Below are 14,053 nucleotides of genomic sequence, written 5' to 3'. Positions count from 1 at the left end.
AAGGCTTCTTCTATTTATGAGCTAGTAATTAATTCACAATAAGCTTGGTTGAAAAAACACCACGATCTGTGATCGCTTTCACAACATAAACTCCTTGAGAGAGTGAAGTTGTATCCATTTTTACTTTTGTTTTATTCTTAAAACTTGCCTGTTGTACAAGTTTACCATGAACATCAAAAATTGACACATCAAGATTACTGCTGTACTTAGTTAACTCTAATTGAAAATCGCTGCTAGAAGGATTGGGATACAATTTTATTCCTGTTCTTATATTGACATCATCAATAGAGGCAGTAGCTTCTTTAAAAATTATGATCGCTTCTTCTTTTACATCTCTCTTATTTAAATGAATGTAGATCACATCATCATCAAGCCACCAACCCTGACCTGTGTTTGCTTCAATAAGATTTAATGCTTCTCCATTTAGTAAAAGCTCATCTGCAATAATATTACGCACTTCAATAGTATAAGCTCGCTCTGTAACTGCACCCGTGAAATTACCTTGTTGTGATCCTATCTTTAACTCTTTGGAGTCATCGCTATAAGAAAGCTGAGTAATTGCATATTGACCATTTTTATACCCTAAGTTCTTACCCTCGTCTTCATATAATTCAAAGCTTCCATTAGCTCCGGTATAGACTTTAAGGTTAAGCGTATCCATGGCTTTTTGTCCTATAAAGTCTGAGTACGGTTTTAAAGGAATAATTCCTCCTGCTTTTACAAATGCTGCCATAGAAGTGTAATCTGCTGAGATCGTTTTGACCGTAGGTCCAGTTATCACCTCATCAGTAAAATAGTTTGTCCATTTCCCTTCTGGGAACCATACTTCTGTACTAGCAACCTCACCGGCCGATGTTATGGGCGATACCAAAATATTATCCCCAAACAAATATTGCTTGTCATATGTATATGCTTCTTCAGCCTCTGGGAAGTAAAAATACATACCTCTCACTATTGGCATACCACCAGAAGATGCTTCTCGAGCCAATGAATATGTATATGAAACAAGCGAATGTCGCAAACGGATCAACTCCTTCGCTTCTTCTTCAACATTAGGATACTGCCATGGTAAGCGATAACTATCATCATGATCATCAGAGTGTAGTCTAAAAATAGGTTGAAACGTCCCGAACTGTAACCATCTAATATATTTATCATCAGGCAACGTGCGGCCTTTAAAACTACCCATGTCGTGAGAGACATATGGAATTCCCAGATTCGCTTCTTTAATGGTAAAAGTAGCCGCAAATTCAAGCAATGACCAGTCATCAAAGGTATCACCTGTAAAATGTAAAGTATATCGGTGGTCTGACCAAGCCATGTCTGGCGGACCTACCTCGCCATACCCTTTATAGCCATCACCAATACGTGCAAATGAAAATGGTCGCATTCCCCTTTCCTCTCTATCCTTTGCATACAAATGACTTTGCCAGGTTTCAGTAGATAATCCCTTTACAGCCATAGATACATATTCATCTACCCAATCTGGCCACCAGAAATCTACACCTTGTTCATTAAAAGGTTTATGCAAATCCAGATAAGCTTGCGCATGATTCTTTTGACTGTAGTCAAAATGATAACGACCATCATTATTGTCATCTACCAATCCTCCTGCTGTCGCATTCGCCTGAGCAAACTTGGGATCATCCTGCTGAATGGTTGCGTGTACATTAAGCGCTATAGCGAGACCTTGATCTTGCGTCCAATCTAAAAACTCTTTAGGATCAGGAAATAGATCACTATTCCAGTTCCAGCCATTCCATTGATGTGGTGATTTCCAGTCTGTATCAATCACCAGCACATCTAAGGGAATCTCTTCTGCTCTAAACTTTGGCACCAGAGTTTCTTTATAATACGTGCTTGTGTACGGCTCATACTTAGAATACCAAACTCCGAAAGCCCACTGTGGCAGTAATGGCGGTGTGCCAGTGATCTTATAAAAGTCTTGCAGAGCTGTTTGATAATTTGAGCCATACCCAAAGAAGTAAGCATCCTGATAACCACCGTCGTGTTGCGGTCTACTAGAAACCCAACCGTCAGCCTCTCGCAAGGCAGTTTTACTATCATCTAGTAAATACCAGCCATCTCTACTCATCAAGCCGTCCCACAAGGGCACTTCTCCAGATTTAAGATCCAGAGACCTTAAACCACCTCCCAAATTAGCAGAACTACGTTTCTGGATATCTGCTATAGATTCTCCAGCTCCCGTCACAGCAAGCCAATCAATATTTACATTGTAAGTATCCCCGGCATCGCATGATAATTTTATAGTATGTGGACCAGTTGATAAGGACATTGTTTTTTCAAAAACATCCCAAACACCCCAGTTATCTGTTTTAGGTAAAGAAATTTGAGTTCTCACACCGTCAACATAAAGACTTATCGTTCTCGTCACATGTTGTGCATCTCCCCCTTCACCATTAGCATATTTAATTGAGATCGTATAATCTCTTGAGGCCTGCGTATTATCAAAATGATATGTCATCGCAGCACCTTCATTATTCAGTCCGCCCACAAAGCCAGAACCCGTATGACCCGCGTGATCTGAATAAACAGAAGCAGAACCTTCTAATATCGCCTCTTCAGCTTCATATATTGCATTGAAGTCAGGTATGGGATTGATAGAAATCCAGTCTACATTTACATTGTACGTATCGCCTGCATCACCAATAAGTTTGATCTTGTGTGCGCCTTTATCTAGAGATATAGTATGCTGATACACCTGCCAATCTCCCCAGTTTAAAGTTTGAGGCAAAGTAAGTTGTGTCTTTTCACCATCAATATATAGACTCATCGTTCGTGGCATATGTTGACCATCACCTCCTGTGCCATTAGCATATTGAATAGCAAGTGTATAATTACCCGCAGCGATATTCTCATTTAAGTTCCACTCCATGCCTGCTCCTTCTTGCGCCAGTCCTGCAACAAATCCAGAACCGGTATAACCCGCATGATTTGAGTCTGTACTAGCGCTTCCCAGTAACATCATATCTTCAGCCTCTTTTTTATGACTTGTAAATACTGAAGGCCATGGTTTTACTTCTGCATCATTACCACTACCTTTCAATTTTACAGTAAGATTGTTTTCATCAAAGGGACCTGAGTTCTGCTTATACTTGAGAATAAGTTCATCGGTTTCAATAATGCGCCAGCCTTCATTTATTGTAGTTGTATATGCTGGTACATCCAGATCAAGGTTTGTGATAGTGAAGCTATTTTTCTCCTCAAAAACACCATCACCAGCATATTCCATACGTATTAAAGTAGGTGTAAGCACATTAAATCTAGCTTTCCCATCTTTTACTACACTAACCTGCTCTTCTGTTACAGCCTCAAAATTCCATAATTGGCAATCTGCGCCCCAATAAGGATATTGCCCTATCTGTGCACCCGCGTCTGCAGAGCAGCCTCCTACATCTAGAGACATTTCATTGGCTTTCGCCAAAATCTTAAATCCACCATTTATTCCCGTAGGAATGATTCTGAACTTTTGACAATCGTTATTCCCTGCGTCCCATAACTGTAATCTTTCTGCTGGTGTGGCACTACAGCTAGGCACATCCAGCGCTTTATCGCTAGAAACAGATATAATTGTATAAAAACCTTCGCCATCAGACTTGACTTGCCACTGCTGACAATCATCACCAGACAAGGTATTTTGAATAATGCCAGTGCCATTGGATGCATTACAACTAGTGGGCTGCAAAGCAAGACCACTCTTTTTTGAAGAAATCACATAAATTCCCTCCTCGATCTGGTAATCATCTACACGGGTTAAAGACCACTTTTGATTATCCTGATTTGTATATGAATGTTGCACCAGATTATCACCAGGAGACATTCCTCCTACGATCTGCATCAGTTTACCGCTATTTCTTGAGGCAATAGTATAAATACCTTCGCCTGACTCAGTTATTTCCCATTGTTGACAGTTGGCTCCATTGGGTTTATACACACCAATATTTGCGTTTTCATCGCCTGAGCAGTTATTTACGTCTAGCACCATTCCGCTTTCGTAAGATGAAATGGTGTAATACCCTTCTTCATTAGCATGTAAAATCCAACGCTGACAGCGATTATCAGTATCTGTCCATACTTTTACATTAGTACCTATATCAAGATTGCAGTTATCCAGGTCAAGGGCTAGGTTATCATTGCTTTTAATTCTGATCTCATAAATACCATTGGGTAACGGCGTTGTTGTGGCAGGAGCTATTTCGCCGGAAGGCACAACCTGCTGCTCACCCTGACGTATAGGTTGCCCAAATACAGGTAAATTATCAGCAGACCAATACAGGCGCTGCGCACGTATAGAGCGTTTATCATTACACCCGCCCTCTTGAACAGAAACAGCATGATACGCAAACCAATCTTCTGTACCGTCAGGAGATTTAAAGAAACAATGATGACCAGGACCATAAACTCCTATTTCTCCATTGCCCTGAAAAACCGGAGCATTATGTTTTGTCCATGATTCTGGCTTTAGTGGGTCTTCGCTGTCGTCCATATACAGTATTCCCAGACGATAATTAGGCGTCCAGCAACCGAAGGTAGAATAGGCTATAAATATTCTATTACCGTGTTTTATAACTTCTGGACCTTCATTTACCTGATCGCCTTCCCAAGAGGCTGTGGGTTCACTAAGTAAAACTCTTTCGGTAGCTAAAGTCCATGGGTTAGACATCCTAGCGATATAAATATTTTGTGGTTTGTGTGGTATATCATCATGTACATCACTGCCTGAATAAACATAATAGAGTTCGTTATTATGTTCAAAAACTGTGGCATCAATAGCCCATACATCATTTGCAGGATCAAATATCCTGTGATTAGTCCAAGTACCTGTATAGGGATCTTCAGATGTATTTTCTATGACATACATCCTTTGTTGATCTGTACCATTTATGGTTGTTGGATCTGCAGTATAATAAATATACCACTTACCGTCAATCCTGAAGATCTCTGACGCCCAGTAGTCTCCCGGAGGTCCGCCATCTGCGGGACCGTAAAAAATATGTGCTTTGGCAGTTCTTAGCCCTTCTAAGGTTTTTGCGCGTCTAGCGCCTACGGCTGCCCCATATGTTCCTGTTAGATAATAATAGCCATCCTGATATGTGAGAAATGGGTCTGGACTATCGCTTATAACAGAAGTAAATTGTTGTGCTTCACTATTTTGAAATAATAAAAACAAAAATAAAGTAACAATTCCTACAGAATAAGAATATTGCTTTCTCATGTAAGTTTAAATTTTTGAATAGATTGTTTTTTCGTTTTAAAGATTAGTAAATAGTGAGTAGTGGTTTTCCTGAGGTGTGGATACTCTACGGAAAATGCTCCTGAATTAACAGCGTGCGTGAATACGCAAATGGCGTGTGCATAGACATAAGTGTTTTGTTATTTAATATGTTGCAGCAAAAGCTGATTTGTTGATAAAGCAGCATAATATTGATGTAAACCTATCTTGCTATAACATCTACATATGCTAATAAATGATCATTATCCAGATCAGTGAAAACACTAAAATCTATAAGAAACAATCAAAGCATTGTTTACTTATCTGTAATGAACATTCTTATGAAAAGTACATACTGTAAAATCTTACAGCACATAATAGGCATATGTAACAGTTAAAGGATAACCCTACTGTTTTACATCCCGAAACCAGCTAGTGTAGTGAGTAGTAGTGCTGGTAAACAGAATACTGCTTAGGCTTCGAATATAGAAAATAATGCTGAGCTTTTCAGCATTAATTAAACTTTTTAAAAAAGAGAAGCACATCACTATATGCAAAGTCAACATGCATTTCTTTTTTTTGGCTGCAGCCAAAAGAATACATTAAAGGCTCCTCTGTAATACAATATAAACACGGAAGAACCTCTCTCAAAACTATTCTTTCTCGTATATAGTAAGATTCAGCAATTCGTACTTTTCATCTAGCGCTTTGACGTCTATATCTTTATTCTTAAGATGTTTATCAAAAAAAGAAGTTACTAGTTTACTGGTGATCTCTATTCCCATTTCAGGATCGATATCTCCTGCTTCACTCAAGGATTGAAAGGGAATCATAAAGGGAATATCCATGAAATTACTGTGCAAGGTTTTTAAAACTCGGGCTTCATAAAAAACCGATTGGCTTTTATTGATGTATGCATGCGCGTTGAGATCTTCTTTGCTTGCCGGCCAATCTGCTGAGATATATAAAAACGGATCTGTGAACGATGTATCTACTATTTTCCCCCATTGCACACCGTCAATATTTGCGCCGGCTTTTAATCTATTATCTGTAAGTAAAGCCTCTCCCGCAGCGCCACCACCACGAGAATGACCAAAAACTCCCGTATTTGAAAGATCTAGTCGGTCTTTAAAAAATCCATTAGTATTCCATTGCGCGAGATGGTCTGTGACGTCATAAATATCCTGCGCCCAGCCTTCTACCATATCTTTCACAAAATAGGTTTCAAGACCTTCTTTCACCACGGGATGACGCGCCTCAAAAGAGGAACCGTCGTGAAATGATTCGATCACCTTTTTCATATCTTCCCAAGTTCCTGCTTCAATTTTTTGTGCATACTCATAATCAAAATACACTTCTTCCCCATCAGGAAAGGTTGTTCCTGTACTTTCATACGTGTGATTTAGAGCGAAGACCACATATCCATGACTCACAATTTCTGATATCAACGCATAGTAATTGTTTGCCTTTGAGTTATAACCGTGAGAGAAAATGAGTACCGGGAATTGTTTTTTGGCTATAGCCAAATCTCTAAAAACATGAGTTTCTATCTTATCTAGATAATTAAAAGTCGCATCTGGGAGTCCGTATTTTTGAGCAAAACCATGTCTCCCACCTTGATCGATGTATGGGTCTTTTATACCTTCCTTTTCTTCTGAAGGATACCACGCTTTGATCATGAGTTTTCTCTTATCATCAGGATTTGTGGTTATCACCTCATCGCGATCTAGTTCTAAAAAAATATCTGTAGTACTCACAGTATATTTACCGCTTGGCTCAGGCAGATCAAACACCGGAAAGATCGAAGGAAATACAAATCCAAGCACTCCTAAAACAAGTAACCCAATCCCTTTAAAGATCATCCCGACAATTGAAGATCGCTTGTCTGACGTTTTAATAGCTGTGATGATCGCGAATATCCAAAGTAGATATGCAGGCATCATTTGCCATCTACACCCCTCTATAAAAAGATGAGCTAGAAGTATTAAAATAAGAATGGATAGCACGTATTTTTTCTTGATCTGAACATTAAAAAAGACACGTGAAATGAGATAGAAGAATGTAGAAAATAGCAGTGTGATCTCTAGAAATTGCATGACTGTTGTTTTTTTGATTTTTACAGTAACAATGTTAGCGCGACACCCTATATATTGCAATGTAGTATCCATACAGAAACCTGCATTCTACCGCAAAAACTATTCATTTACAGAATTATAGAAGTGTAATCTCTGAGGATTGAAGAAGATTGTTATTATTTACCCGAATCCAGAAGGTCGAGGGCTTTTTGCTTATATGTGCGACTTATAGGCAGCGTTGTGTCGTTGATTTCAACAGTTGTAGAAGTATACGAAATCACCTTATCTGCATTCACCAGAAATGAACGATGTATGCGTATAAATTGATCTGGAAGTTTCTCTGCCAGACTAGTGATTTTCTCTCGTGTTAGTAGTTCGTCATTTTCCATAAAAACCTTTACCTGATCATTAAGACTTTCAATATAGATCAGCGTATCTAAAGGGATCAAATGATTTTTACGATCAGCGCGTATGAGAAGTGTTTGTTGTTCGTTTCGCTCGAGATCAGATCTTAAGGTTTCTACATGTTTCTCTGTCTGCTGAAGATGGATGATCATATTGATAAACCCTGTGATAAAAACAATAAGATACAGGGTCATACCTAGTTTAAAGATCGAGATCCCCTCAAGATCCACGAGTGCTGTATTTGTTTCTGCGATGATCACAAAAGAGAATAAAGCGACCAGCATTTCCAGATAAAGCGACAGCACGATCATATACAAGAAATACAATGCAAAACGCTTATAATCTTTAGTCAATAAATATCTAGGAACAAGAAACAGATTAAAGAAGTAACTACTTACCATTACAACAGGAAGCAGTAAAATAGCAAAGAAAAAAGCCAGCAGATGACTTTGCCAACTAAAGCCAAAAACGATCGTAAGAAAGAGCAATATCAATACCCAATAGCTCGTATGTAGCAGTAATCGTTTACTCATTGTGCTTATTCACTAAGATCTCGCTTATATTTGAATCTAATAAACAAACCATAAAGGTACTTTCTTGATATAAAGCAAAGCAAATGATCGAAATGTTTTTTAGAGGCGGCGTTATTTTTATGGGTGCACTTACAGTATTATTGCTACTTGTGATCATTCTCACGATCATTAATGCAATCGCTGTTTACTCAAACAAATTAACCGACTTCAACGAAGCAACAAAGAAAATCAAACGTATACGATCTGTGGGTTTGCTGGCTCTTGTCATTGGAGTGCTAGGTCAACTCATAGGGCTTTTCTCTGCTTTTAAAGCAGTAAAGATCGGTGAGGTAGAGGCATCTCCCAGTATCATGCAAGAAGGCTTTAAAATATCAGCGATCACCACTGTATATGGATCGCTTATCTTTTTGCTATCGCTTTTCTTTTGGTTCGTTTTAAAGCAAAAGGTTCGATCAAATACCGTACTTTCTACAGATAAGACTTAATGTATTTTTTGTTTTTTGGCTGTAGCCAAAAGAAATAGTACAGTTAGTTTATTGTCTTTTTTGTCTCAACGGTAATTGTAGATCCCTCTGCTAGCATCACAGAGTGTGGTTGCATTGTGTTTAAAAATGAAAACTGCTCACCGTATATCAGTCCAAAATCGGTATTGATCTTATACTCTTTTATTGGGTATGCAAGCCAGCTAGGATGAGTAACCTCATACTCATTTGTTTTCGTTTCGTTTACAGCTGCATAGCCCAATAGTGCTCTGTTATAAATTCGGTCTCACTGTCTTTTTCTATTTGCTGTGCTTGTAGCTCTGCTTCTAAACAAAAGGAATTTTCTTTTCCATTTTTGGTCCAGTAATATTCTACAGTACGCGAAGCATCATTTTCTTCCCAAATATGACGCATAGGCATGGTTTCATAATTCTCTTTATAGACGGAGTTCGCAACAAATGTTATTGCCCATTTAGGAACTATTTCTTTGATAAAAACAACTCCACGTTTCCACACGCCGTTTTCTAAACGTCTTACATAAAACCGTAAATTAACCTCCTCAAAATTTACATGATACGGCACTTTTACTCCTAGTAAACGAGTGTTTTTAAACATAAATCCAACTAGGCTCACATAGCATTTTCCTTCCCATAAATCTAATTCTGTTCCATGTGGTACGTACTTGTGCAGGACGGCTTCATCTATTACATAATTAGCCAAAGCTAGTTTGCGCCATTCGGCTTTAAGAAAACTCATAATTAGAACGTATTACTATAAAAATAAGCCTTTTTAAAGAAGCTATAAAAGAACGATCAAGGAAATATAAAATCTTTTGGCTGCAGCCAAAAAACTAATCTATTTATAATCCTTCCCTTCTCTACTTTGGTTTACAGAGGTTAGCCAGTTGGCAAGCTCGGCTTTCATTTTACTTGCTAATGCTGGTTCTTTGGTAAGGATATTATTTTCTTCTGAAGGATCATTAAGAAGATCATATAGTTCGAAGTTCTGCCCCTTCATATCCCGGATCAATTTGTATTGATTAGTTACCCATGAAATCTTGGGATTACAGATAAAACCGATGGCTTCATTGCGCTTTTCTGCTTTGCCGTTGATAGCATCCAGCAAGCTTATTCCATCTAAAGGACGATCGTCTGGATAATCGATATCTAGAATATCAATCAGTGTAGGCAGATAATCGCTCGTAACCATTGGGAAAGCTGTGCGTTTACCTGCTTCCCAAGTGCCAGGCCAGATCGCAAATGCAGGCACACGAACGCCACCTTCATGCAGACTTCTCTTTTTGCCTTTATAAATACCCGCACTTCCAGGAGTTTTGATTTCGGGACCATTGTCACTACAGAAAAAGATAATGGTCTCTTCTGTGATGTCAAGCTTTTTTAGGGTTTCCCAAAGTCTACCTATTTGCTCATCCATTGCGGTAATTGAACCATAATACAATTGCTCTTCTAGACTTAGGTCTTTATACATATCGCGATGCTCTTTATCTGTTACCACAGGTAAATGCGGCGTGTGCAACCAAACTGTTGTAAAGAATGATCGCTCTTGCTTCGTTGCTTTTTCTATAAAAGGCAATACTCTATCCATGATAACTCTAGAGTTATCGCCTTCTAGATTATCTACAGCTTTGATGTTTTCTCCCGTCCAATATGCGGTGCCGTAGCTCTGCACAGCTGACTTTCCTTCTACAGCACGCCACCCAAAATGCTTACTCTCATCTTCTTTAAAATTCACCGGATTTACCATGGGATCGTATGTAGGCACTTTAGATTCGGTGCAAAAGAACTCATCATACCCATGTTCTGACGGGATGGTGTACTCATCTATAAATTTTGCTTTACCTCCTCTATTTGCATCTGGCTCTGTAGTGGTTAAAGTACCCAAATGCCATTTACCAAAATGCCCAGTAGCATATCCTTCTTTCTTTAAAAGCTCTGGTATGGTGATCTCTCCTTGACGCAAGTGACCGCTATTTGCATAAGGCACATCTGTGCGCAACGGATTTCGTCCTGTTATAAAACTGGCGCGCGTAGGCGAACAAACCGCAGATGCCGAATAGAACCTGTCAAAGATCACTCCCCTACCAGCCATTGCATCCAGATGCGGAGTCTTAACAACATTATTCCCATTAAACCCCACATCAAACCATCCTTGATCATCTGTCATGATAAGGATAATGTTAGGTTGTTTATCCTTTGCTTTTTGAGCCATTAGGGTGTTCCCCAACAACACAAAACTTAAAAACAAAAACAGGCCGGACAGTCGGTAAGAATTCATGAGATGCGATTTAAAATAGAAATGCAATATATCCCTACTCTGCGGAATTCATTGTAAATCCTGTAGCCAATCATGGTAAAATTGAACACCCTCAAAAAAAAAAATATAATCTTTAATGCAGAAAATCAAAAGTTTACAAAACATAAGTTTGTACACTAAAAAGAAACCCCTCAATTTCTTGAAGGGTCCCACGATTATAGTTAAACGGTTGCTTCTACCGCGCGCATCTCACGCGCTGCGTTCACCATGGCTATCAGCGCCAGGCGTGTCTCTTCCCAGTGGCGGGTCTTGAGTCCGCAATCTGGGTTTACCCATAGTTGGGATGGTGATATTACCTTTTTGGCTTTCGCCAAAAGTTCTACCATTTCCACCATAGACGGCACCCGTGGGGAATGAATATCATACACCCCAGGACCTATCTCATTGGGATAATTAAATTCCGCGAAAGCGTCAAGCAACTCCATTTGCGAGCGTGAGCATTCTATGGTGATCACATCGGCATCCATAGCTGCGATATGCTGTATGATGTCGTTAAACTCAGAATAGCACATATGGGTATGGATCTGTGTGGCATCGTTAACGCCACTTGCCGAGATCCTAAAGGCGCGCACCGCCCATTGCAAATAGTTTTGCCAGTCTTCTTGACGCAAGGGCAATCCTTCACGTATTGCCGGCTCATCTATCTGGATGACCTTGATCCCGGCTTGCTCTAGGTCTACAACCTCATCCCTGATGGCTAGCGCTATCTGCGTGCAGGTTTCCATACGAGGTTGATCATCCCTTACAAAAGACCATTGCAGTATTGTTACCGGCCCTGTCAACATCCCTTTTACCGGTATGTAGGTAAGGTTCTGTGCATATTGCGTCCAGCTTACGGTCATTGCTTGCGGCCGTGATACATCGCCATAAATGATAGGTGGTTTCACACAACGGCTACCGTAACTCTGCACCCACCCGAATTTGGTGAACACAAAACCCTTCAGCTGTTCGCCGAAGTATTCTACCATATCATTGCGTTCAAACTCGCCATGCACCAATACATCCAGACCTATTTCTTCTTGCCAGCGTATCGCTTTACGGGTTTCTTCTTTAAGCAAGGCATCATACTCCTCTGCGGTTAAATTACCTTTTTTAAACTGTGAACGCCATCTGCGCACCTCAGCGGTTTGTGGAAAGGAACCTATCGTAGTCGTGGGATATTCTGGGAGATTCAGATTTGCATGTTGCAATGCTTGTCTGTGTTCAAAGGTGCTCTGTCGTTTATCATCAGCTTCGGTGATGTTTGCTACGCGTTCTTTTACAGCCGTGTCATGAATCAATGCAGCGCTTTTTCTACTGGCAATGGCTTGTGTATTGGCTACTAGTTTTTGCTGTGCCCCATTATCCTGCGGATTAACAACCAATGTTCTTAACCTGGCTATCTCGTCCACTTTCTGTTTGGCGAAAGCCAACCATTGTTTTATCTCCGCATTCAGCGATGTCTCGCTACCCAGGTCACACGGCGTATGCAGTAGCGAACAAGAAGGTGCTAGCATCACTCGGTCTGCGCCCAACTTGTCAATGGCTCTTTCAATAGTTTGTAACGATTTCTCGAAATCGTTCTTCCAGATGTTGCGACCGTCTACTAATCCCAGAGATAGTGACAAGCGTTCTGGCACAGCGTTAAGTACAGTATCAAACTGCTCTGGGCTACGAACCAAATCCACATGCAATGCACAAACCGGCAATGCCGTTGCCAATGCGGTGTTATCACGCAATCCTTCAAAATAGGTAGCGACCAAGGTTTTAAGTTTTGGGTGTTTTTGTTTTATTTCCGCGTAAGCGAGATGATAGGCCTCCTGCTCCTGCGGCGATAGGTTAAGCGCAAGGAACGGCTCGTCAAACTGAATCCACTCTGCCCCTTCTGCGGTTAGCTGCTCCAGTATTTCGTGATAAACGGGTAAAAGTTTTTTAAGCAGCTCGATACGGTGAAAACCGCTCTCCTTCTCCTTACCCAGCAAAAGATAGGTTACCGGGCCCAGCAATACGGGTTTTGTGAGTATGCCTTTTTTTTTGGCCTCCTTAAATTCTTCTATCACCTTGGTAGAGAACAACGAGAACTGCTGGTCTTTACTGAATTCAGGTACGATGTAGTGATAATTGGTATCAAACCACTTGGTCATTTCCATCGCTTTGATGTCCAGACCGTCTTGTTGATACCCACGCGCCATGGCAAAATAGAGGTCGTTCTCTGTATTGCCTTGCTTAAGGATAACCTCATGATAACGTGATGGGATGGCGTTTACGGTAAGCGACATATCAAGCACCTGGTCGTAATACGAGAAATCGTTAGACGGAATCAGGTCAATACCGGCTTGCTGCTGCAGTTTCCAATTGGCCACACGGATGTCATGCCCCGTTTTCCAAAGTTCATCAAATGAAATCTTACCTGCCCAGTAGTTTTCGCAGGCGCGTTTCAATTCTCTCTGGCTACCTATACGCGGATAGCCCAGAATGTGTGTTTGCATTTTCTTTTAACTTTAAAATGATACAATTAGTTAAAAGTTCCTGGCATGATTCTCTGCCATGCAAACGCGATATGTAAAAAGAAGATGTAGCGCAGGGTTGTAGTGTACAGACATAACTATCCTTATGCCGTACTTAATAAAACTGCACCAAACCTGACTTTTTGCTTCAGACCGCGAAAGCAAAGCCATAGCGGAAAAAGGCAGGTCTCCTGACTTATAACAGACTTTATCGACCTTCCCATAGGCTTGTGGCCTACAGTGGTACGCAAGGATAAAATCTAATCATGTTACTTACAGTTGCGCGACAGCTCTGGATTTGCACCAGATTCCCTATTAATGCACGTTATGTGTAACCCTTTCCGATAGATGAAAATATGTAAAGAACTAAGCGGTAAATGTAGGCATTGTCTTTTTGGTATGCTTTCTTTTTTATCGCTAGTTGCGTTTTAAGTATTAAGTAGTGAGTACAAAGTAGTGAGAAATTAGAAATACGAAAGTAGAAATTAGAAAGCTTGAGGGACGA

The 14,053-nt window shown here is 40.2% G+C and carries 7 protein-coding genes and 1 riboswitch; of the genes, 1 reads left to right on the top strand and 6 read right to left on the bottom strand.

Annotated features, from left to right (window positions below):
* Positions 1 to 28 precede the first annotated feature (28 nt).
* The 3 genes from ACZ5L8_RS02770 to ACZ5L8_RS02760 form a co-directional block, all read right to left on the bottom strand.
* Positions 29 to 5,236: an RICIN domain-containing protein gene (locus ACZ5L8_RS02770; protein ID WP_464439604.1), complete on the bottom strand. Its 5,208-nt coding sequence runs from the start codon at positions 5,234 to 5,236 to the stop codon at positions 29 to 31.
* A gap of 650 nt (positions 5,237 to 5,886) precedes the next feature.
* Positions 5,887 to 7,329 (bottom strand): alpha/beta hydrolase family protein, encoded by a 1,443-nt coding sequence (locus ACZ5L8_RS02765; RefSeq protein ID WP_464439603.1) that lies wholly within the window; start codon positions 7,327 to 7,329, stop codon positions 5,887 to 5,889.
* A gap of 155 nt (positions 7,330 to 7,484) precedes the next feature.
* Positions 7,485 to 8,246 carry a LytR/AlgR family response regulator transcription factor gene (locus ACZ5L8_RS02760; RefSeq protein WP_464439601.1) on the bottom strand — a complete coding sequence of 254 codons (762 nt, stop codon included), beginning with the start codon at positions 8,244 to 8,246 and terminating at the stop codon, positions 7,485 to 7,487.
* An 83-nt stretch (positions 8,247 to 8,329) separates the two neighbouring features.
* On the opposite strand from ACZ5L8_RS02760, the gene ACZ5L8_RS02755 reads away from it, so the two are divergent.
* Positions 8,330 to 8,731 carry a MotA/TolQ/ExbB proton channel family protein gene (locus ACZ5L8_RS02755; protein ID WP_464439599.1) on the top strand — a complete coding sequence of 134 codons (402 nt, stop codon included), beginning with the start codon at positions 8,330 to 8,332 and terminating at the stop codon, positions 8,729 to 8,731.
* Between the two features lie 240 nt (positions 8,732 to 8,971).
* Here ACZ5L8_RS02755 and ACZ5L8_RS02750 read toward each other — a convergent pair whose 3' ends face one another.
* From ACZ5L8_RS02750 to metE, 3 genes are all read right to left on the bottom strand, one after another.
* Positions 8,972 to 9,484: a YqjF family protein gene (locus ACZ5L8_RS02750; protein WP_464439598.1), complete on the bottom strand. Its 513-nt coding sequence runs from the start codon at positions 9,482 to 9,484 to the stop codon at positions 8,972 to 8,974.
* A 99-nt stretch (positions 9,485 to 9,583) separates the two neighbouring features.
* A complete protein-coding gene (locus tag ACZ5L8_RS02745) occupies positions 9,584 to 10,957 on the bottom strand; it encodes a sulfatase family protein (RefSeq protein ID WP_464439596.1) in 1,374 nt (457 codons plus the stop codon).
* A gap of 266 nt (positions 10,958 to 11,223) precedes the next feature.
* Positions 11,224 to 13,530, bottom strand: a complete 2,307-nt coding sequence (gene metE / locus ACZ5L8_RS02740; RefSeq protein WP_464439595.1) for a 5-methyltetrahydropteroyltriglutamate--homocysteine S-methyltransferase — start codon at positions 13,528 to 13,530, stop codon at positions 11,224 to 11,226.
* 182 nt (positions 13,531 to 13,712) lie between these two features.
* Positions 13,713 to 13,903, bottom strand: a riboswitch (cobalamin riboswitch).
* Positions 13,904 to 14,053: the final 150 nt, after the last annotated feature.

The sequence above is a fragment of the Leeuwenhoekiella obamensis genome, from assembly GCF_055391795.1.
This window is presented reverse-complemented; position numbering and strand designations above follow the sequence as displayed.

Bases quoted from the DNA above. Each gene is read 5' to 3' on its own strand.
- ACZ5L8_RS02770 (WP_464439604.1), bottom strand. From the start codon at position 5,236: ATGAGAAAGCAATATTCTTATTCTGTAGGAATTGTTACTTTATTTTTG.
- ACZ5L8_RS02765 (WP_464439603.1), bottom strand. From the start codon at position 7,329: ATGCAATTTCTAGAGATCACACTGCTATTTTCTACATTCTTCTATCTC.
- ACZ5L8_RS02760 (WP_464439601.1), bottom strand. From the start codon at position 8,246: ATGAGTAAACGATTACTGCTACATACGAGCTATTGGGTATTGATATTG.
- ACZ5L8_RS02755 (WP_464439599.1), top strand. From the start codon at position 8,330: ATGATCGAAATGTTTTTTAGAGGCGGCGTTATTTTTATGGGTGCACTT.
- ACZ5L8_RS02750 (WP_464439598.1), bottom strand. From the start codon at position 9,484: ATGAGTTTTCTTAAAGCCGAATGGCGCAAACTAGCTTTGGCTAATTAT.
- ACZ5L8_RS02745 (WP_464439596.1), bottom strand. From the start codon at position 10,957: ATGGCTCAAAAAGCAAAGGATAAACAACCTAACATTATCCTTATCATG.
- metE (WP_464439595.1), bottom strand. From the start codon at position 13,530: ATGCAAACACACATTCTGGGCTATCCGCGTATAGGTAGCCAGAGAGAA.